Genomic DNA, 21,881 nt, shown 5'->3' with positions numbered 1-21,881 from the left:
ATGCTGTAGCTGTTAATGGAGTTTAACCGCTTTGATGCGAATTCGTTTGTAATCAGCGATCCAGCTTCCATCTTGATACAACTTCGAGTCTAACTTCTTCTCGATGCGCCTTAAAATTTTATCCTGTTGTTCGGCAGGAATATTATGAAAGAAGCAACTCGCGAACATTTCAATCCAATTTCGCAGACCATTTTTTCCGTCTTCTAAACGAGTCGGGCGATCGAACAAAGTCGCGACTTGTAATTGAAAGCCTTGACGTTCCAAGAGAGTTCCGTATTCGGCGATACTGGGAAAATACCAGGGATTTAACTTTTGATTTTCGGGATATCCAGCCTCGTCTAAAGCTTCACAGATCCCGTTAACAATCGTTTCTACATTTCCCTTTCCGCCAAACTCGGCTACAAACCGTCCTCCCGGTTTTAAGGCTTGCCAAACTCCTTCAATGACTTTCTCCGGCTCTTTAATCCAATGTAAAACCGCATTGGAAAAGACGCCATCAAATTGTTCGTTCATTCCCAGAGAAGCCGCATCGACGACGGCGAACTTCAGATGGGGATAGGAATGACTGGCTCGTTCGATCATAGAAACGGCACTATCAACACCAATGACCTCCGCTCCACAACTGGTGATCCGATAGGTCAGATGACCCGTTCCACAACCCAAGTCAAGGATGTGTTCTCCATGAGTTGGATGAAGCAGTTTCAGTAAGTCAGTGGCGAGGTGAGAGACATAACGGTGGCGACGGTCGTAAAGATGGACATCCCAATCATTCACGAAGGGGGTCGGTGTGTTCTTGGCTGTCTGGATACTCATTCGACGCTTAGGAGTTGGGTCTTTCCTTAACAGTATGCAGTATTTATTGATAAATTTTTTTTAAGTTTAACAAAGTTTAAACGGTATCGTCATCAACAGGGTTCCTGGGGGGAAATTTCTGATTGACTCTACAATCGATTTTCGAGCATTTCACGACAATTTCTCAATTCATTTTTTGGGGATCAGGGGTTAAGTACACTCAATCCGTAGGAATACTCATCAATTTAACGAATTCTTTAGAATTGAGAAGTAGAAAAAACAACAAATATACAATAACACAGATCGGGCGTTTGATCCCATCGGTCAAAAGAATGGCTCATTCAAGCCGCCGCCTGATTTAACTTTTGGTGGCCGGGAATTTTCAACGCTAGAGAGATTGAATTCCCCGTAATTTTGTGATAAAAATTACAGATTGTTGGCTAGATGGGAATTTATTTGCTCGAACGGGAGGGGCGTCATGTCTGGTAACGAACTTCAGGCCGATTTTTGGATCACGGAATACATCACACCTTGGGATATTTACGCTCACGGGGTCACGAACGTACTAGCCTACAAAAAAACAGAATATCAAGAGATGTACATCGTCGAAACGGGAGCCTATGGTAAAGGCTTAGTTCTCGATGGGAAATGGCAGTCTTGCACGGGGGATGAGTTCCTCTACCACGAACCTCTGGTTCATCCGGCGATGATCGCTCACACCTCGCCCCGCCGGGTGTTGGTTCTCGGGGGCGGAGAAGGGGCAACCATTCGGGAAGTGTTGCGGTGGAAAACCGTTGAACAGGTTTTGATGGTTGATATTGACGGAGAAGTGGTTGACGCCTGTCGGGAATATCTCCCGGAAATGCACGCCAACGCCTTTGACGATCCGCGTCTGCAACTGGTGATCGGCGATGCGTTAGAATTTCTCGATACCAACGATGAACCTTGGGATGTGGTCATTTCCGATCTGTCCGACCCCATCGAAGAAGGGCCATCGTTCAAGCTGTTTACCAAAGAATATTTTGAAAAAATCCGCAACTGTCTGGCGGAGGATGGTTTTCTGGTTATTCAAGCAGGCCCAGTGTCGCCGGGAAGCATGAAACTTCATGTTCGCCTCGTCCACACGGTTAACGCTGTTTTTCCTCACGTTGTTCCCTACAGTAGCTACATTTCTACCTACGGGGCGCCTTGGGGGTTTGCGGTGGCGTCGGCGAAACCTATTAACACTCGCCCCGACCCCAAGGAAGTCGATCAACTGATCGCCGAGAAAACCACAGGCGGGTTTCGGATGTTTGACGGGGTGGCGCTTCTGGGAATGATGCAAGTTCCCCTGCATATCCGCAAAGCGATCGCCGAAGAAACTCAAGTCTACACCCTCGCCGAACCGCCTAAGTTCTTTGGGAAGGGAAATGTCAGCGACCAGTAACCACTGTTGTAGGGGCGGGTTCTGAGTCTATCTATGTTGTGCCGCAGACAACCCATATAAACCCGCCCCACTGTTGTAGGGGCGGGTTCTGAGTCTATCTATGTTGTGCCGCAGACAACCCATATAAACCCGCCCCACTGTTGTAGGGGCGGGTTTATGCAAGTTATTGCTAGGAAATACAGATTTTTGATAGAACCCGACCCTACACTGGTTACTGATGACTGTTCAAGGTTATCCTAGATCAAATTAAGGTTATTTTAGGATAGAACCGCATATGTCAACAGTTGCTCCTCACCTCTCGGTTGAAAAAGTCGCTCATTCCCGTCTCGACGAACTGAATGGGAAGGTTGCCTTTGGGAAAGTCTTTAGCGATCATATGTTTGTGGCTTCCTACGAAAATGGCAGTTGGCAGGAAGCCAAAATTGTTCCCTACGGACGGATTGAAATGGCGCCTTCTCTTTCGGCTTTACATTATGGTCAAGCGGTTTTTGAGGGGATGAAAGCCTATAGAAATCCGGCCGGAGAACCGTTATTATTTCGACCGGAAGCGAATTTTCAACGGATTAATTTATCGGCAGAACGATTATGTATGCCTCCAATTTCTCAGGAGGTTTTTCAGGAGGGTTTAACGGAATTAATTCGCCTCGATGCCAATTGGATTCCGACGGGAGAAGGGAGTTTATATATCCGACCGACTTATTTTGCAAGCGATGAATTTATTGGTTTAAGACCCTCTGAAAGCTACAAGTTTTTTATTATTAGTTGTCCGGTGGGGCCTTACTATTCCGATCCGGTTAAATTAATTGTCACGGATAAATATGTTCGCGCCTGTGAAGGGGGAACGGGTGCGGCGAAAGTTGCGGGGAATTATGCGGCGAGTTTGTTAGCCGATAAAGAGGCAAAAGCTCAGGGTTATGATAATGTAATTTGGTTGGATGCTATTCATCACAAATATATTGAAGAATGCGGCACGATGAATTTGGCGTTTGTGATTGATCATGTGGTTGTTACTCCCAAATTAACCGGAACGATTTTAAATGGAATTACCCGAGATAGTGTGTTAACTTTGTTTAGAGATATGGGGGTTAAAGTTGAGGAACGCTTGGTTTCTATTGATGAAATTGCCGAAGCTTTTGATAGCGGGGTTTTGATGGAAGCGTTTGGTATGGGGACTGCGGCGACCATTGCTCCGATTTCGACGATTAATTATCAAGGGCGAGATTTGGTTTTACCGAGCGTTTCTGAATATAAATACAGTCGGGCGGTGGGCGAGAAATTGGAAGACATTAAAAGGGCTAAATGTGAAGACCCTTACGGTTGGGCTGTGCGAGTTTAATTTGAGTTTTTAATAGAGCATGAACCAGCAACGATCAAAACAACCGCCCTCGCTCATTCATGCCCCTTTAGGATTGATTTTCGGCTTCACTTACCCCTTTCGAGCGTTGGGTTTGTTTATCCGCACGCCCAAACTCTGGGGGTATGTGATTGTTCCGATTATCGTTAATATTGTTGTCGGTATTCTCCTGTATGTGGGGTTACTGTTTCCGGGTTTGAATGGGATTGAGGTTCTGGTTTCTAATTTAGATAATCGCATTGATACTTGGGTCGCCAATTTACCAACATGGCTGCAATATTTAGATGTATCTGCGGTGATTTTGGGTTGGTTACTCCGAATTGTTTTGGTGACGGCTTTATTGTTAGTCATCGGGTTTATTTTGCTGCAATTTGGGGTAATTTTGGGTTCGCCCTGGTACGGTCAACTGTCGGAAAGGTTGGAAGAATTAAGAACGGGTAAACCGCCGGTTCTTCCCCCAAACAGTTTGACCAGTATTTTCCAAGATATCGGACGGGCGATTTTGTTTGAGTTGAAAAAATTAGCCCTACAATTGCTGATTGGAATTCCTTTATTTTTGTTCAATTTTTTACCCGTTTACGGCTCAATTTTATTCACGATAGGCGGTATTTCCCTAGCGGCTACGATCACTTGTTTAGACTTTTTAGATGCGCCTTTGGAACGGCGACGGTTAAAGTTTAGAGAAAAGTTAAAAATGATTCGGTTAGCTTTACCCGCCAGCGGAAGTTTTGCCTTAGTTTGTTTGGGGTTAATTACAATTCCGTTTGTGAATTTATTGGCAATTCCTGTCTGTGTCGGTTCGGGAACTTTGTTCTTTTGCGATCGCCTTTGGCCCTATTATTTCGCCTCTCAAGAACAGTCTACTCAACCCTAATTTCCCCCAGTTTAAACCGATAATTTTTTGATCGATCTCCCTGATACGCAGTCGGGGGGAGGAAGCATTAGTCGCAAATCGTTTGGGATTTCATCTCAGCCAGAACTTTACAAAACCCGGGGTTATGTAAAGGTGAATTGAGTGATAATCCCTGGGATTGTAAAGATTTAATTAAGGTGCGATTGTACGATTGTTTTTTAAATGGGATTGTATTACGGTTAATCTTAAGAGAATTGGTTGAATCAGCTTATTGTCAAAGTTATCATGTTCGGCAACAATGTTGTACAAGCAAACACCGGATTAGTAGAAGTTTAGAAGTTGACAATACTGATAAATGAATTGTCTCTACTGTTAACGATGAACTGACTCGCCTTAGTCCGAGAAAAATCTGAATTCAATTTAACGATTCGTGAATATTCTATTGGGTTTTAGCAACAGTTGCCGGGGAGGAGTTTCATCAGTTCCGGCAGATTTTACCTGTTCTCAAAACGACTTGGAGTTGAGAGTTAGGATAGAAGTTTTTAACCGATCTCAAATGTTGGGTCTACATCGCAGATGTGTTAAAACAGAAACGAACCGGATGACAACAGTAGCGCTCACAAATGCACTGAGGGGTTAATGATTGTAGTTGAATGAGTTTAGGAGACCGATCAAAAGATGAATTTTTACACTTTTGTTTGTCAAGAATAGAAACTTTTTCACCCGTCTAAAATGACTGAAAAGCAACTCAATTCAACAATATCGAAGTCGAAAACCTAGAGTTCAACGATGAAAAATGAAGACCCATCGATCGCAATTGAAAAGTCAATAACCGACTCCTACGCCGATCGACGTTTGCCAGGTCAAACGGTCGGAACTGTCTCACCAAGCGGCGTACAGCGTCACGGAAGCGACGTAGAAAGAGCGATCACCATTGATAACGAGGCTTTGCGCCTGCCTTTTTTGTTGAAACCGGGTTGGGGACGCCAGGGAATTGCTTACGGGCCTTACCGTCGTCGCAATGGCTTGACTCTCGCCGTGTTCATGCTGAATGGTCAGGGAACCTCGCCGGGGGGAGACATTCAGCAGTCTCTCCTGGGGCGATCGCTGCGTTGGGTCGCCGGGAGCGGTTCGCGCCCTCCCCTACAACAATTATTCGGTTTGGCCGCGAGTCCCCACAAACAACGAATGTGGCGGCGGTGGCAATCTTGGGCCAATCACACCCCCAAACACTTTCAACCGCCCCCTCGGGATGAAAATATAGCGGTGGGGTGGTTTCCCCGTGCGGTTCCGGTAGATCCGATGGGCGAGGGAAACCCCTTTATCGTTCACGGTAGGGGCCTAGAAAACGGTGAACTTTGGACTCGGGTGGGTAAAAGTCTTCAGTCTGCTTTTAAAGGCTTGCAAAACCTACCCGTTTATTATGTGGTGATTTTACGGGAAAAAGGGGCCGCTTACTATGCTTGTTCTGTTCCGAATGCTTTTGGACTGACGGCCTATCCCGATCTGCGTCCTTTGGCGATCGATCCGTTTAACAGCGATGAAACCGTCTACGCGGCGATCTATCAAAACGTTTTGGGACAAGTTGGCTTCAGCATCGATACCCGAGTCTACGGTACGCAAATTGTGGAAATTCCCCGCTTGGCGAGGTGGTATGGTACGGCTCAGGGGGCCGATCGCTTGGTGGGTCAAGGTTCCCTCAACGGGGCGCCGGCCGAAGTCGGGGGAAAGTGGCGGGTTTTTCAAGGGGATTTTCTGTTATCTCCCCAAGGTGCGATCGCCATCAAATCCGATAGTTTTGCAGTTTTGAATCCCCGTCAAACCAGCGGATTGATTCACGCTTTAATTGAAACTTCAAATATTATAACACCTGTTGCTCTTTTGTGGCGCGTACAGGATGACGAAAATTTCTGGTGTTTGTGGCTGAGTGAAACTCAATGTCAACTTCAAATTAAACAACAAGGTAAGGGGAATAGTATCGCCGTTAGTAATGCTTTATCTTTGCGGCCCAATACGGTGAATTCCGTGCAAATTTTGGATGATGGCAATAGTTTTAATCTTTATCTCAACGGCAAGTTATTGTTTGATACTTCCTTTGGAGATTTGCGTTTTAAAGAGGCGAATGGGGTCGGTTTTGCAGCGGAAAAATCGAATGAACGGCTTTATTTTAGAGATTTTGAAGTTCATCCCCGTAGCGTTGATATGCCGAATGAAATTGATCTAACTTCCCCTTGGGGCGAAACGGGAAAACGGGTGATTGTTGCCGAAGATTTTGCGGGTAAATCTCAAGATTTAACCGGGAAACCCACAACCCAAGGGGATAAAGTTTGGCAGAAAGAATTGGGGAAAGGAAGGATTAAAATTACCGGAAAAGGTCGGGCAAAAGTTCAGGCGAGTTGGGAAAATCCCAATCCGGGTAGAACCGCTTATACTTTAGACTGGGATGATGCCCTGTTTGCCGATGTGGAAGTTGATCTTACGCCTCCAAAACTCTATAAAAATCATCAAACTGAAGGGCGGGGCGGATTGATGTTTTGGCAAGATAAAAGTAATTATATGATTGTGGCAAATTGTTTGAGTGCCAAGGCGGGGGCTTCGATTTCTTCGTTTTTCTGTATTGATGGGTTTGAGGATGTTTATGATGCGGTTTGGACTCCGGTGGGGGATCGGATTCGTTGGGGCGTAACTCACAACCTGCGAGTGATATTTGATGGCATGAATTACAGGGCTTTTATTGACGATGAACCTGTACTTTATCGCGCTTTAACTGATATTTATCCGAACTTAAAACAACCCCTTCTCATTCGTCGAATTGGTTTGGTGGTTAATTCGGAATGGGGAGGCGATGATATGGGGACTATTTTTAAGAATTTTATGGCTCGGGTTTAAAGAAAAAATGAATCGGGTTAATTTTCACCAGGATATTCGGGAGGTTTTGGGGTACAATGTCCCTGACCTTCCGGTTTAGTCGGTTTGGGAATTAGAAATCCTGACGTTATAATTGAGCCGGGTATGGATGCTAGACTTAGATTGAATTCCGATACCCAACCCCGCCCTAATTCTAGTTTGATTTAAGCCAGACATCGCCGTACAATTCAAACATTAATCCTCTTTAATCACCGATGAAAAACAATTATTCGGAAAAGAATTTGTTGATGATACTTGAAAGCGCCGCAGGTACAATTCTTCTGGTCAGTACCCTGCTGATTTTATTTACAACGCTTTTACCGTTCAACTTTGTTTTTCCCCCCAACCTGTCTTTAGAGTTTATTATTGATCGCTTGACGAAACATAGTAGCTGGACGGATTTATTTTCAAATCTCTTACTCTTTATTCCCTTTGGTTTTGGGTTTTCAGCTTTGGCAGAGCGCAACAAGTTAAACCGCTCAGATGGTATTTTGCTCGCTTTGCTTTGCAGTCTAATTCTATCATCATCCGTTGAGTTTTTACAAGTCTTTTTACCTTCCCGTGCGCCGACATCCGTCGATTTACTTTCTAATAGTCTCAGTGGTGGTTTAGGAAGTTTGAGTTTTTACGCCATTCGAGGCAAGCTTCAACAAACACCTGCAACTTTTCTGGTTTCTCTGTATCGCTTCTTTCAACCTCTGCTTTCTCTCCCCAGTTTGACGGGTTTATTGATTGGATATGTGATGATTGTGAGTTTGCTCTTATGGAACTTACAACCCGCCACTCAACTGAAGAATTGGGAAGATAATTTTCCTTTAATTATTGGTGATGAATTAATCCGATATCGCAGTTGGGAAGGTCAAATTACTGGGCTTTGTATTTCCAATCAAGCCGCCTCACCCGCCCAAATTTCTCAACTTTTTTCAGACAACAATTCTTGTGATGCGATCGCCGACTCGTTAATTGCCGATTACGATTTTACCGAATTAAAAAATAGCTATTCCGATCAAACCGGAAATCTACCCGATTTAAAATGGATAGAAACTCCCTCAACCCAGGTGAATGAGCAAGGTATTTTTCTAGGTGGAAATCACGCTTTAATTAGCACCGAACCCGTCAAAACGTTAAGCCAAAAAATTCGACAAACCTCTGAATTTACCCTGAGTACGGAAATTACAACTTCCAACTCTACCCAAGATGGCCCCGCCCGGATTATCACGATTTCCAGCGATTTAATTCATCGAAATTTTCTCCTCGGACAGTCCGGTTCAGAATTACGGTTGCGTTTGCGAAATCCAATCACTGGACGAAATGGAATGGAACCCGAAGTTCAGATTTTTAATGTATTTTCCAAACCAAAAACCCATCAGATGGTCATCAGCTACACCGGCTCGGAATTGCAGATTTATCTAGACAGTATTGAGAACTTGTACACCATAAAATTTACACCAGAAGCCGCTTTATTTTGGACTGTTTTTTCATCGTTATCTGAAAAAATGCCTCTCAATCCCCAAAATAATCAACTTTATTCGCTGCTTTATCACGGACTAATTTTCATTCCTCTCGGAGTTATTTTAACCTTAATATCAGGGGTTTTAAGGGGTAATATTTTATTTTATCTCCTGTTAACTTTGGGCGGTGTTGTGATTCCGGCTTTTCTCATCGAAGGCGTGTTAGCCAGCAGCATTAATGGAGTTTGGAGTTGGGAAAATGTAGCCTTAAATATCGCGATAACAATAATAACTTTGCTCGTCCTGAGAGCCTCTTTTGGGTTTAGGTTTCAGTCTCACTAATTCCCGACCAAATTTTACTTAAATCTAAAACAAATCCCGACAACACCGGATCGCCGCTAACCGTTGCGGGATTTTCCAAACATTCCATTTCCACTTCGGGACGGTAAACATAAACCTGCTTTTGGATCGGATCGATTAACCATCCTAATTCTGCACCATTTTCGATGTACTCTTGCATCTTTTCTTGTAATAGTTTTAAACGGTCAGAAGCCGAACGCAATTCAACCACAAAATCCGGACAAATGGGAGCAAATTTTTGACGTTGTTCTGAAGAAATGGCTTCCCAACGCGATTTTTTAATCCAAGCCGCATCGGGCGAGCGCACTGCGCCATTTGGAAGGGTAAAACCTCCACTAGAACCAAAGCCAACACCCGTTCCATCTTGCTTTGTCCACATCCATAATTGTCCAATGAGATCAAAATTACGTTCTTCTGTTTCTGATCCTGTAGGCGACATAATCACTAATTCTCCGTGAGCGGTTCGTTCAATGCGTAACTCTCGATTAATTTGACAAAATTCAAAAAATTGTTCATCTGTAATCTCAATTACCGGATGTAATTGTACAACAAGGGGTAAACTTTCGGTGTGATTAAGTTGGGTCGTATTCATCATAAATCCTGGGTAATTCTCAAGGGTAAATTGTGAAACTAACTGTTAATGTTCTTTAATCTTTGATTCGCTAATTCGGTCGCAAATTGCAACGCCGCTTTCATACTCGAAGCATCCGCTATTCCTTTTCCAACGATATCAAAAGCCGTACCGTGATCGGGAGACGTGCGAATAAAAGGTAAACCAATGGTTGTATTAACCGCCCGATCAAACGCCATTAATTTCACCGGAATTAAACCTTGATCGTGGTAGAGAGCGAGATAGGCATCGTGGGCATTTTTGGGGGAACTGTACCAAGCTTGACCCGGTTTTACCCACAGCGTATCGGGCGGAATTGGGCCGTCTAATTGCAGTTGGGGATAGCGAACAGTTTGCTGTTTTATCCAGTCAATAATCCAGTCTTTTTCTTCCGTTCCTAACTGTCCATTTTCCCCGCTGTGAGGGTTTAAACCGGCAACGGCAATTTTAGGATTTTTTATCCCAAAATCTTCTGCTAAACATTCAATCAGCAAGTCTAATTTTAAGCTGAGAAGTTCGGGGGTTAAAGTTGTTGGAACTTCAGATAAAGGAATATGAGTCGTGGCTAAAAGGGTGCGGAGTGTCCAATTGGTTTGAGGAGATTTGGCGACAAATAACATCCCAAACCGCTTAATTCCCGCTTTTTCTGCGAGTAATTCCGTTTGACCCGGATAGTGATGTCCTGCGGCTTTCCAGTGGGTTTTAGCGATGGGTGCGGTAACAATGGCGTGAAATTTTCCGGCTAAGGTTTGGGTAATTGCTGTTTCTAAATAAGCAAAACTCGCCGCACCACTGGCAAGATTTCCGCTTCCCGGTGTGATTTTATCGAGGTGTTCATTGGCTTCTATTTCTAATAGATTCAAATCATCTAGATGGGCTAAATTTGAAGAAATAGGGCGTAACTTTTCATAGGTTTGTTGTACAATTTGGCGATGACCGATTAAGGTAATCTCACATTCGGAAGTTAAAGTTTTATCGGCTAAAGCTTTTAAAATAACTTCGGGGCCAATTCCGGCCGGATCGCCTAATGTGACTGCGAGATGAGGTTTAAATTGCATTTTCTTCGTTAACTTCACTCAATTTTAGCTTTAATCGTATCATATCCCGACATTGAATTCCGTTTTCATAGATGGGTTCCTCATAATTGTCAATGAAAAAATTAGGTATCACACCGACAATTCTAAATCCGGCTTTTTGGTAAAATGCCAGTTGAGACAGACTCGAATTTCCGGTACCAACTTCTAACTCTGTTGCACCCCGTTTTTGAGAAATTGAAATCGCATAACCCAGTAAACTTTTACCAATTTTTTGAGCTTGATATTCGGGGAGAACAGCAATATTCATCAGTTCATAAACTTGATTATTTTTTTGGAGTAAAACAAATTCACCAACAATTTCATTGGCAATTTTGGCAATATAGCAAATTCCTTTTTCTAGATATTCTTTGACGTTTTTATCATAAGGATCTGCTAATAATAACAGATCCCAAGGTGCATTTTCAGGTTGAACGCTTTGGAATTCAATTTGATGATTCATTAATTTTACCTCGATCATCAGATCAATAAAATTAAATTACTTCAAAGGATTTTTGATATAACCCCATTTTCCATCTTCTAAAACGGTTTCCCAATCAACAGGTATTGCTGAACTGTCATATCCGATAGGACGAGTGATCCATTTTCCATCCCAATTTACAGCAGCTAAACCTTCTGAAAACGAATCAGCATCGCTAAATTTTGGTCGAATAATCCAGTTTCCATTCTGATCAATAAATCCACAAATTGCACCTAATCTTACAGCCGCCAGTCCTTCGGAAAACCCTTGAACAACAGGACGCTGCATATAGTTTATGCCGTAAAATTGCGGTGAAATTACAATTTTACCGTTTCGATCAATAAATCCCCATTTATCATTCACTAAAATTGCGGCTCGTCCTTCTGAAAAAGAGTCCACATAATTTGAGGTTTTAATAACAATTTTACCTGTTTTATCAATAAATCCATACTGATTTTCTAAGTTCACACGAGCCAATCCATCAGAAAAAGAGTCACAAAATTCAAATTGAGGTGAGATTACCACATTTCCTTGAGTATCGATAAAACCAAATTTTCCCTCTATTTTAACTTTTGCCAGTCCTTCGGAAAAGTCTGAGGCGAATTCATATTCTATCGGAATAATCACTTCTCCGAGTGTGTTGATATAACCATACTTTTGATTTAAACTCACCCGAGCAATGTTATCTTTAAATTGGTCTGCTTCATCAAATTGAGGTGTAATTATAACGGTTCCACTGGGATCAATATAGCCAAATTTATTATCAATTTTAACCGCAGCAAAAACTTCAGAAAAATCAGATGCTTGCTCAAATTGGGGTGAGATTACAAGATTTCCACTTGTGGTAATAAATCCTAACTTTCCATTGACAGAGACTTGTAAAAGTCCATCAGAAAATTGTTGACTACTCCAATCATAGGGTTTAAGATCGATAACAGTCTGACCTTTTTGATCGATGACAATATTTTGATCACCAAAATTAGGATATTCTAAGCGATTACTGACAACCGCTAACCCTTGAGAAAAGGGAGAAGTCAAATCATATTGAGGAAATATCGCCAGGGGTTCTGTTATTGCAATATAATTGATCGGAACGACACCCCAAAACTTTAAAGCTTGACAAATTAACGCCGCAACTTCTCCTCGGGTTGAAGCTTTATTCGGGTTTAATTTATTGGAATTGGGGTAGTTCACAACATAATAATGATCAGCAGCATTTAGCATTAAAAGTTTAGCATAACTCGGAATATCAGGCGCATCTTCAAAATAGAGTTTTAACAGTTGATCTAGACTTGTATTTACATAAATTTCTCGCTCTACAGGAATCTCTAACTTCTGATAACCTGCATAAGCAATGATGGTTTGTACTCTAGGAATTTGTTGGTCGGGTTTAAAAGTTTTATCGGGATAACCGACTAAAAACCCCCGAGAAGTTGCCTTTTGAATGGCATTATACGCCCAATAAGTTTTGGCAACGTCTTTAAAATTAATAGACTCCCGAATAATGGGAGCTTTAGAAAAACAATTAAACATTAATACCGCAAATTCAGCCCGTGTAACCGGAGAATTTGGGCGAAACGTTCCATCGGGATAACCACTAACGAGATTGCGTTTAGCCAACTCTACAATACAGGGTTTAGCCCAATGATTTTGAATGTCATAAAACATAATTAACCTCAGAATTTATGTCAATTAACCAAACCGTTACTCAGTCCATAATAATTTGACTTTCTGAGTGAATCCGCCCTTTTCCGCACGTTTTTGATCGCGAGTTAATAAAATCGATTCTTGCTCAATATTATGACTTTCCATCAAAGCATCAATGACATCCAATAAATCCGCCAACTCCTCAATTAAATCCTTACCGTTTGCGGTGGCTGCTTCTTGGGCTTCTTCTAGCAGTTTATCCCGCAATGCTTGACGATATTCGCTTTCAGAAAGGATAATGGTATCGCACTGATGACCGGCTTGGCGAATAATTTCGGGGATCAGATCGCGCACGAGTTTATTATGTTCTTGACGCATTAATTGCTATCCTCTTCTACAATAGGTTAAGATTACCTCAATTTAGTTACTTATTATCATGCAAATTTTCCGTCAACCTTTTCATCGAGTCACGCTCATTTTCCTCTCGGTTCTGTTCGCCATCGGACTCAACGCTTGTACTGTGTTGGAGTCCGTTTCTGTTACGCATTCTGATGACGTTTATCAGGAACGATCTGTTCACAGTCCCGACGGAATTGGTAAGTTTTATATGGGTCGAGAAATTGCTAAAGTTATGGGACATGAGGGGGCGGCTTGGTTAGAACGTCCGAGTCGCACGACCTCAGAAGCACCTGAAAAAGCGATTACCGCTCTCGATTTTAAACCCACTGATATTGTAGCCGATCTTGGTGCGGGTACGGGTTATTTTACCTTTAGAATTAGTCCGTTAGTTCCCGAAGGTAAGGTCTTGTCTGTTGATGTTCAACCGGAAATGTTAGAGTTAATGAATTTTGTAATCGACCAAGAAAATATTACCAATATTGAAACAATTTTAGGTAAAGTTGACAACCCGAATTTACCGGAATCTACGGTTGATATTGCTTTATTGGTTGATGCTTATCACGAATTTGAATATCCCCGAGAAATGATGCAGGGAATTGTTCAAGCTCTCAAACCGGGCGGACGGGTTGTTTTGTTGGAATATCGCAAAGAAAATCCCTGGATTATGATTAAAGGGTTGCACAAAATGAGCGAAAAGCAAGTTAAAAAAGAAATGCAAGCGGTGGGTTTAGTTTGGCAAGAAACCAAAGATATTTTACCTCAACAACATCTGATGATTTTCACAAAACCAGACACTTCTACTCTCAGTTGAGAAGGGGAAATGGGCGATTAATCCCCCAAGATTTCCAGAAAAAAGCGGGAGTAAATTTAGAATATTTTCAAGGTGAACCGGGTTGTTCTGGCGATCGCGATCAAACCATTAAACCGATCAAAGCCGGAACCGATCAAGTGGGTGCAGTCAATGAAAAGGTTTGAGAAAAACGACTTGAAGAAAATGCGGTAAACTAAGATTAGGTTGAGGTAATTTTGCGTACACCCGCCTATTATGATTATCATTGAGTTATTTGGCCGAGAAATTGGCAAAATTAAGTAATAATTTGCACGGGGTGTTGAGCCAAGAGAATTTAGGATAGACTTCTGGCTTATAAATGATTTAGAAATTGCTCGGGATCAATGGCTAAAAAATATACTTGAAATCTTTGGATAAATACCATGATCAAATTTCTATTTCTGTCGTTGTTCTTTTTTCTGGGGAGTGAATTGGTCGCTCCAGCGATCGCACAATCATCGGCTGTATCCTGCCAAATTGATGAATCGGGAACGGATGATTACAGCTTTCAACTGTTTAATTGTAACTATTCGCGATCGGCAATTGACACCGAAAGAATAGGCTTTCAATTGTCTACCAATTTGGGGACATTAATTATCTTAAAAGCCCAGTCCGGTGCCGAAGTAATTATGCCCCAACCCGGACCAAGTTAACGCTCTGGTTCAGACGGCTTGGGTGGTGGAAAAAGCCGAACGGTTTAATGGGGTCATGGAACTCACACTTTATAATCAAGAAACTGGAAAAACGGTGAAAATTGATTTCAGTTTTTAAATTCAGCACTTTTACAGAATTAATCAACCGGATATCATCTAATTTTTAAACTTAGCAACCCCAATCAGGGAATAAGTTAAAAACCCCCCGAAAATCGGGGGGCTAGGGGGGATCTAAGAGAAGATTCCCTAATCTAACTGTTAGTTAGTCGCTACAACTTCAGGTTCTTTTTCAACAGCCGTTTTACCATTTTGTTGGCTTTCAACTAACGGATGACCATAATAAGCATCAAGATACAATTGCTTCAGGTCTTTAATCAGAGGATAACGGGGATTTGCACCCGTACATTGATCGTCAAAAGCGCGATCCGATAATTCATCAATTTTCGCCAAAAATTCCGCTTCACTTTCTTTGATCACGTCTTTAATTCCGCTTGGAATTCCGACTTGACGCTTCAAATCTTCGATTGCCAAAATCAAGCGATCAACCTTTTCTGCTTCCGTTTCGCCGCCCAAATTCAAATAGTCAGCAATCCGAGAATAGCGCCATTTAGCATTGGGATATTTGTACTGCGAGAACGTCGCTTGTTTAAACGGAGCATCGGTAGCATTGTAGCGAATCACATGACAAATCATCAGCGCATTTGCTAACCCGTGCGGTACGTGGAACATCGCCCCCAATTGGTGCGCCATCGAGTGACAAATCCCTAAGAAACCGTTAGCAAATGCCATCCCCGCCATTGTAGAAGCATAGTGCATTTTTTCTCGGGCTTTCGGATCTTTTGCACCGTTGTTATAGGAACTCGGCAAATATTTAAAGATTAACCGAATCGCTTCTAATGCCAAACCGTTGGTATATTCAGAAGCCAACACCGACACATAAGATTCTAAGGCGTGAGTTAAAGCATCGACCCCACCAAATGCCGTTAACGACTTGGGCATATTTAACACTAATTCCGGGTCAACAATCGCCATATTTGGGGTCAAAGCATAATCCGCCAACGGATATTTAATATCATTTCGGCGGTCAGTTACAACGGCAAAAGGAGTGACTTCCGAACCCGTTCCCGATGTTGTCGGAATGGCAACCATTGTCGCTTTTTCCCCCAAAGGTGGCAGTTCATAAACCCGCTTGCGGATATCCATAAACCGCATTGCCAAGCCTTCAAATTCGATGTCTGGATGTTCGTACATCAACCACATAATTTTCGCCGCATCCATCGGAGAACCCCCACCGATAGCGATAATTACATCGGGTTGAAACGTATTCATCAACACCAATCCCCGTTGTACCGTATCGAGGGAGGGGTCGGGTTCAACATCATAAAAGACGTCGTATTTTAGCCCGATTTCTTCCAAAACTTCCTCCAAGTTTGCCGTCATTCCCAATTCATAAATGGGTTTGTCGGTAACAATAAAGGCGCGTTTTTTTCCGGCCAATTCGCGAATGGCGGTTGATAATGCCCCGTATTTGAAATAAACTTTCGGCGGCACCCGGAACCATAACATATTTTCCCGACGTTCGGCGACGGTTTTAATGTTTAAAAGGTGACGGGGTTCGACGTTTTCACTCACCGAGTTTCCGCCCCAACTTCCGCAACCGAGGGTTAAAGAGGGGTCTAAACGGAAGTTATAAATATCGCCAATTGCGCCTTGAGAAGACGGCGTATTAATCAAAACTCGGGCGGTTTCGACGGCATCTTCAAAGCGTTTAATATGGTCGGTATTTGAGGGGGCCGTGTAGAGGGCGGCTGTGTGTCCCCGTCCGCCAAATTCAACTAATTTTTCCGATTTTTCCACCGCTTCTTCAAAGTCTTTCGCCCGATACATTGCCAACACGGGGGAAAGTTTTTCAAAGGCAAAAGGTTCGTTGGAACTAATATCTTCCGCTTCGCCAATAATCACCCGAGTACCTTCGGGGAGGATAATGTCTGCGAGTCCGGCAATTTTTTCAACGGGTTGACCGACTATTTCCGCATTTAAGCGCCCGTTAACGATGATTTTCTTGCCCAAACGTTCCCGTTCTTCGGGGGTTAAGAAATAAGCGCCCCGGGCTTCAAATTCGGCTCTGACTTCATCATAAACATCATCAACAACAACAACTGATTGTTCGCTGGCGCAAATCATGCCGTTGTCGAAAGTTTTACTTAAAATAATTGAAGAAACTGCCATTTTAATATGGGCAGAAGAATCAATTAATGCGGGAGTATTTCCGGCGCCAACCCCCAACGAAGGATTACCCGAAGAATAGGCCGCTTTCACCATTCCCGGCCCGCCTGTGGCTAAAATCAGCTTGATGTCGGGATGCTGCATCAACGCTTGAGACAGGGGAACAGTGGGTTGATCAATCCAACCAATAATATCATCGGGCGCCCCCGCTTCTACCGCCGCTTTTAACACAATTCGGGCGGCTTCATTCGTACAATTGCGGGCGCGAGGGTGGGGGGAAAAGATAATACCGTTGCGGGTTTTTAGGGCAATTAACGCTTTAAAAATTGCCGTAGAAGTTGGGTTGGTTGTGGGGACAATTCCGGCGAGAATTCCGACGGGTTCGGCGATGCGTTGGAAGCCGAAAGATTTGTCTTCTTCAATCACACCGCAGGTTTTTTCTGCTTTGTATTTGTTGTAGATAATTTCTGAGGCAAAATGGTTTTTAATCACTTTGTCTTCGACTATACCCATTCCCGTTTCTTCGACTGCCATTTTTGCGAGGGGAATTCGGGCTGCGTTGGCTGCTAAAGCCGCTTTTTTGAAAATGTAGTCTACTTGTTCTTGGGTGTAGGAAGCATACTTTTGTTGGGCCGCTTTGACTCGGGTGATTAGGGTTTCGAGTTCTTCGATGTTGGTTACTTGATTAACCATATCTTTACCTCAGATAAAAGTTCTGTTGAAGAGTTGATAATGTTCGCCAGATTCAAAATCTGGAAATGTTTACAAGCTAATGGTTTTCGATAGTTTGCGGATTGGCGTGAAAAAAAACAACTGAGCCGTTTCACGATCTAGTTTAACGCATTGCCGACCGGGGTAGAGTGTTCTTTTGTTTTCTCTACTTGCCTCTATCCTTTATCTTATTTCATCCTCGAATGTTTTGCAGAGATTTGCAAATTTCTTAACATTCGTTTTAAGATTTCATTTGGGCTTGCAGAAGATATATTTTTTCGGTAAAATCTAAGGTTTTGCTGGATTCAGATTGTTTGGGAAAGTTGGCGGAAAAAGTGCTAAAATTAGAAGTGATATTTCTTAAGTAACGTTGGGGGGTTAGATTTTCAAACCCCAAAAAATTACTCTACCTTGACGCCAAACTGCTTAAAAATTTCCATCGCCTGTTGAACCTGTTCGACCGTCGCCCCAGGAGTATCTTTCAATTTGTACTCATAACCCATTTCGTCCCATTTGTACTCGCCCATTTTATGAAACGGTAAAACTTCCACTTTCTCCACATTCGATAACGTCGAGACAAATTGGGCTAATTCAGCAATTTCTTGGGGATTGTCCGTTAAATGGGGAACCAACACAAACCTCACCCAAGTTGGTTTTTGAATCTCGTTTAAATAATGGGTAAATCTCAGTACGGGTTCGAGGGAAACGGCTGTAACGTCGTGATAGGTTTCGGGAGAAAACGCTTTTAAATCCAACAGGACCAAATCCACAAATTCTAATACTTTTTTTGCGTCCTCAAACTTGGGAAAACCCGACGTATCCAACGCCGTATGAATACCCTCCTGTTTGCAGAGGCGAAAAACTTCCCCAACAAACTCCGGTTGTAACAACGGTTCGCCGCCAGAAATCGTTACACCCCCGCCCGAAGCTTTCATATAAGACCGATATTTTTTTATCTGTTCAAAAATCTCTTTAGCCGTCACTAATTTTCCATCTTGCAAACTGCGAGTATCGGGATTATGACAATATTGACACCGCAACAAACACCCCTGAGTAAAAATTACAAACCGAATCCCAGGGCCATCAACCGTCCCGCAAGTTTCTATCGAATGAATTCGTCCGCTAATTTCGGTTTTACTATTCAAAGTCGAAAGTTCTAAAGTCATTTTAACTCATTATTTTTGAGAACAAATCAAGCAAAAGGGAGGAAATTCCCCTTTTTAAATTAGGGTAGGGTGGGTGAGATAAAAAATCTGGTAATTCTCCTATAAATTCTCGACGCTCACCCACCCTACTAATCAATCCGAAGTGCTGTAGGGGGCGGGTTCCGACTTAAGTGATGATTCCCACAAACAACCTCTGTAAACTAATCAATCCGAAGTGCTGTAGGGGCGGGTTCCGACTTAAGTGATGATTCCCACAGACAACCTCTGTAAACCCGCCCCCCTTTCAGAAGGCGCGAAGTCAGAAGCTAAAAAGGGGAGGGTTTATAACCGTTTTCTGTTGGAATTCTAGGTTAAATCAGAACCCACCCTACAACCCGCCCCAATTCTACATCCGTTTGTGGAACGTGCGGTTAATCACATCCAACTGTTGTTCGCGATTTAACTTAATAAAATTAACCGCATATCCCGACACCCGAATCGTTAACTGCGGATAATTTTCGGGATGTTCCATCGCATCCAGCAACGTCTCTAAATTGAGAACATTCACATTAATATGATGACCGCCATTGCTAAAATATCCCCCCAACAAACCCGCCAAATTATTCACCTTCGCCTCATCGGTTTTTCCGAGCGCTTCCGGTACAATAGAAAAGGTGTAAGAAATCCCATCTTGGGCGTGTTCGTAGGGCAATTTTGCCACAGATTCTAACACCGCAACCGCCCCGTTACTATCCCGTCCGTGCATGGGATTGGCGCCGGGTGCAAAGGGTTCTCCGGCTTGACGACCATCGGGGGTGCTTCCGGTTTTTTTACCGTAAACAACGTTAGAAGTAATCGTCAAAATTGACTGGGTTAAAACCGCATTCCGATAGGTGGGATGTTTGCGGAGTTTATCCATAAACAACTTAACAACATTCACCGCAATTTCATCGACTTTTTCATCATTATTCCCAAACTTGGGATAGTCGGATTCGACCTGATAATCTACCGCCAAACCGCTATCATTGCGAATCACTTTCACCCGAGAATATTTAATCGCCGATAACGCATCCGCCACCACCGACAGCCCCGCAATTCCGCAAGCCATTGTCCGATAAATTTCTGCATCGTGCAACGCCATTTCTAAGCGTTCGTAGCAGTATTTATCGTGCATATAATGGATGACATTTAACGTATTGACGTACAATTTCGCCAACCATTCTAACATTTGGTCGAACTTCGCCAATACCTGTTCATAATCGAGGTATTCTGAAGAAATCGGCGCGTAAGTTGGGCCAATTTGTTCGCCGGATTTTTCATCTTTACCGCCATTAATCGCATACAATAACACTTTTGCTAAGTTCGCCCGAGCGCCAAAAAACTGCATTTGTTTGCCAATTCGCATCGCCGAAACACAGCAAGCAATGCCGTAATCATCCCCGTATTCGGGGCGCATCAAATCATCGCTTTCATACTGAATTGAACTGGTATCAATTGAGATTTTGGCGGAGAATTTCTTGAAGTTATCCGGCAAATTTTCCGACCACAAAACGGTTAAGTTCGGTTCGGGTGCGGGGCCGAGATTGTACAGGGTGTGAAGGAAGCGAAAACTGCTTTTTGTAACCAAAGGTCGCCCGTCCAAACCCATCCCGCCAATTGCTTCTGTGACCCAGGTGGGATCGCCGGAAAACAGTTGATTATAGGCCGGGGCGCGGAGAAAACGCACCATTCGCAGTTTCATCACCAAATGATCAATTAACTCTTGGGCGGCGCTTTCTGTAATTAATCCTTGCTGTAAATCCCGCTCAATATAAATATCCAAAAACGTAGAAACTCGCCCCAACGACATCGCGGCGCCGTCCTGTTCTTTTACCGCTCCCAAATAACCAAAATACGTCCACTGCACCGCTTCTTGGGCATTCGCCGCCGGTTTGCCAATATCGCACCCATAACTCGCCGCCATTTGTTGTAACTCTTGCAGCGCTTTTATTTGTTCTGAAAGTTCTTCCCGTTGACGGATAACATCATCTAAAATAACATCAACTTCCAGTAATTGCTTCTGTTCTTTTTTATCCGCAATTAACCGTTCAATGCCGTATAAAGCCACGCGACGATAATCGCCAATAATTCGACCCCGGCCGTAGGAATCCGGCAAACCTGTTATAATACCGGAGTGACGCGCCGATCGCATTTCGGGAGTATAAGCATCAAAAACCCCATCATTGTGGGTCTTGCGATAGCGGGTAAAAATTTCGTTGGTGGTGGCATCGAGTTGATAACCGTAAGCCTCAACAGCCCCCCGCACGACTCGAATTCCGCCGTAGGGCATTATTCCGCGTTTGAGGGGTTTATCGGTTTGCAGTCCAACGATTTTTTCTAAGTCTTGAGCAATAAAACCGGGAGCGTGAGAGGTAATAGTAGAAGGGGTTTTGGTTTCTAATTCTAATATCCCTTGTTCCCGTTCTTGTGCCATTAAAAATTTAACCTTTTCCCAAAGCGTTTGAGTGTTTTCAGTGGCCGAACTTAAAAAAGAATCATTTCCCTCATAAGGAGTATAATTCTTTTGAATAAAATCTCGAACATTGACTTCAGTTGTCCATTGACCCGGCACAAAACTTTTCCATTGCTCGTACATAAAATAAACCTCCAAAATTCAAGCGGGTTAATTGCGGCTCTCACGCTTGATACTTTCATCTTAACGATATTTTTGCTTACACTCCTGCCATTTTTACATTTCTTTACTTTGAAAAACTTTTAAAATGAAATCAACAGACGAGATTTCAGACTGACAACCCATTCTTAACCTTTATATTACCTTTTCCAGCAATTGGGGGATGACAAACCTCGCTGAAAGTGCAATAATAATACTGGAGTAAATTCAAACAGCAATCTAAACTCTAGACTGAAATTAGAGCCAATCAAACGATTGATTTTCTTGTCTATATTTTGCCAAAACTTCAGCCC

The 21,881-nt window shown here is 43.0% G+C and carries 17 protein-coding genes; 8 read left to right on the top strand and 9 right to left on the bottom strand.

Annotation, left to right across the window (positions count from 1 at the left end; all coding sequences use genetic code 11):
* Positions 1 to 12: 12 nt before the first annotated feature.
* Positions 13 to 813 carry a class I SAM-dependent methyltransferase gene (locus ACL6C3_RS19075; protein WP_413160613.1) on the bottom strand — a complete coding sequence of 267 codons (801 nt, stop codon included), beginning with the start codon at positions 811 to 813 and terminating at the stop codon, positions 13 to 15.
* A gap of 457 nt (positions 814 to 1,270) precedes the next feature.
* Between ACL6C3_RS19075 and speE the strand changes: the two genes are divergently transcribed.
* The 5 genes from speE to ACL6C3_RS19050 all read left to right on the top strand — a co-directional run bounded on the left by speE (position 1,271) and on the right by ACL6C3_RS19050 (position 9,125).
* Positions 1,271 to 2,218, top strand: a complete 948-nt coding sequence (speE, locus tag ACL6C3_RS19070; RefSeq protein ID WP_413160612.1) for a polyamine aminopropyltransferase — start codon at positions 1,271 to 1,273, stop codon at positions 2,216 to 2,218.
* 274 nt (positions 2,219 to 2,492) lie between these two features.
* Positions 2,493 to 3,554 carry a branched-chain amino acid aminotransferase gene (locus tag ACL6C3_RS19065; protein ID WP_413160611.1) on the top strand — a complete coding sequence of 354 codons (1,062 nt, stop codon included), beginning with the start codon at positions 2,493 to 2,495 and terminating at the stop codon, positions 3,552 to 3,554.
* A 19-nt stretch (positions 3,555 to 3,573) separates the two neighbouring features.
* Entirely contained in the window at positions 3,574 to 4,446 is an 873-nt protein-coding gene (locus ACL6C3_RS19060; protein WP_413160610.1) for an EI24 domain-containing protein, read from the top strand.
* 768 nt (positions 4,447 to 5,214) lie between these two features.
* Positions 5,215 to 7,314 (top strand): nucleotide-binding protein, encoded by a 2,100-nt coding sequence (locus ACL6C3_RS19055; RefSeq protein WP_413160609.1) that lies wholly within the window; start codon positions 5,215 to 5,217, stop codon positions 7,312 to 7,314.
* 233 nt (positions 7,315 to 7,547) lie between these two features.
* Complete coding sequence (locus ACL6C3_RS19050; RefSeq protein WP_413160608.1) at positions 7,548 to 9,125, top strand: VanZ family protein; 1,578 nt, start codon at positions 7,548 to 7,550, stop codon at positions 9,123 to 9,125.
* On the opposite strand, the gene ACL6C3_RS19045 is transcribed toward ACL6C3_RS19050, so the two are convergent.
* Genes ACL6C3_RS19045 through ACL6C3_RS19025 form a run of 5 tightly spaced genes read right to left on the bottom strand, consistent with a single transcriptional unit; the run spans position 9,106 to position 13,332 of the window.
* A complete protein-coding gene (locus tag ACL6C3_RS19045; protein ID WP_413168368.1) occupies positions 9,106 to 9,735 on the bottom strand; it encodes a Uma2 family endonuclease in 630 nt (209 codons plus the stop codon). The genes ACL6C3_RS19050 and ACL6C3_RS19045 overlap by 20 nt on opposite strands.
* 38 nt (positions 9,736 to 9,773) lie before the next feature.
* Positions 9,774 to 10,811: a 4-hydroxythreonine-4-phosphate dehydrogenase PdxA gene (gene pdxA, locus ACL6C3_RS19040; protein ID WP_413160607.1), complete on the bottom strand. Its 1,038-nt coding sequence runs from the start codon at positions 10,809 to 10,811 to the stop codon at positions 9,774 to 9,776.
* Entirely contained in the window at positions 10,801 to 11,289 is a 489-nt protein-coding gene (locus ACL6C3_RS19035) for a GNAT family N-acetyltransferase (RefSeq protein ID WP_413160606.1), read from the bottom strand. Before ACL6C3_RS19035 ends, pdxA begins: the two co-directional genes overlap by 11 nt.
* A 36-nt stretch (positions 11,290 to 11,325) precedes the next feature.
* The gene (locus ACL6C3_RS19030) at positions 11,326 to 12,975 is read right to left on the bottom strand and encodes a WG repeat-containing protein (protein WP_413160605.1); all 1,650 of its coding nucleotides are present in this window, start codon (positions 12,973 to 12,975) and stop codon (positions 11,326 to 11,328) included.
* Positions 12,976 to 13,011: 36 nt separating this feature from the next.
* Positions 13,012 to 13,332 carry a nucleotide pyrophosphohydrolase gene (locus ACL6C3_RS19025; RefSeq protein ID WP_413160604.1) on the bottom strand — a complete coding sequence of 107 codons (321 nt, stop codon included), beginning with the start codon at positions 13,330 to 13,332 and terminating at the stop codon, positions 13,012 to 13,014.
* 58 nt (positions 13,333 to 13,390) lie between these two features.
* Between ACL6C3_RS19025 and ACL6C3_RS19020 the strand changes: the two genes are divergently transcribed.
* From ACL6C3_RS19020 to ACL6C3_RS19010, 3 genes are all read left to right on the top strand, one after another.
* The gene (locus ACL6C3_RS19020) at positions 13,391 to 14,164 is read left to right on the top strand and encodes a class I SAM-dependent methyltransferase (protein ID WP_413160603.1); all 774 of its coding nucleotides are present in this window, start codon (positions 13,391 to 13,393) and stop codon (positions 14,162 to 14,164) included.
* Positions 14,161 to 14,328: a hypothetical protein gene (locus ACL6C3_RS19015; protein ID WP_413160602.1), complete on the top strand. Its 168-nt coding sequence runs from the start codon at positions 14,161 to 14,163 to the stop codon at positions 14,326 to 14,328. Before ACL6C3_RS19020 ends, ACL6C3_RS19015 begins: the two co-directional genes overlap by 4 nt.
* 237 nt (positions 14,329 to 14,565) lie before the next feature.
* Positions 14,566 to 14,835, top strand: coding sequence for a hypothetical protein (locus ACL6C3_RS19010; RefSeq protein ID WP_413160601.1), 270 nt, complete (start codon positions 14,566 to 14,568; stop codon positions 14,833 to 14,835).
* Positions 14,836 to 15,093: 258 nt separating this feature from the next.
* Here ACL6C3_RS19010 and adhE read toward each other — a convergent pair whose 3' ends face one another.
* The 3 genes from adhE to pflB all read right to left on the bottom strand — a co-directional run bounded on the left by adhE (position 15,094) and on the right by pflB (position 21,552).
* On the bottom strand, positions 15,094 to 17,754 hold the full coding sequence (gene adhE, locus ACL6C3_RS19005; RefSeq protein WP_413160600.1) for a bifunctional acetaldehyde-CoA/alcohol dehydrogenase: 2,661 nt from the start codon (positions 17,752 to 17,754) through the stop codon (positions 15,094 to 15,096).
* Between the two features lie 419 nt (positions 17,755 to 18,173).
* Positions 18,174 to 18,938, bottom strand: coding sequence for a pyruvate formate-lyase-activating protein (gene pflA / locus ACL6C3_RS19000; RefSeq protein WP_413160599.1), 765 nt, complete (start codon positions 18,936 to 18,938; stop codon positions 18,174 to 18,176).
* A gap of 385 nt (positions 18,939 to 19,323) precedes the next feature.
* On the bottom strand, positions 19,324 to 21,552 hold the full coding sequence (gene pflB / locus ACL6C3_RS18995) for a formate C-acetyltransferase (RefSeq protein ID WP_413160598.1): 2,229 nt from the start codon (positions 21,550 to 21,552) through the stop codon (positions 19,324 to 19,326).
* Between the last annotated feature and the right edge of the window lie 329 nt (positions 21,553 to 21,881).

Source organism: Capilliphycus salinus ALCB114379 (assembly GCF_047276495.1).
In the GTDB taxonomy this organism is placed as follows: Bacteria; Cyanobacteriota; Cyanobacteriia; order Cyanobacteriales; family Microcoleaceae; genus Capilliphycus; species Capilliphycus salinus.
Note: the sequence above shows the minus strand (reverse complement) of the source record. Positions and strands in the feature narration are given on the sequence as shown.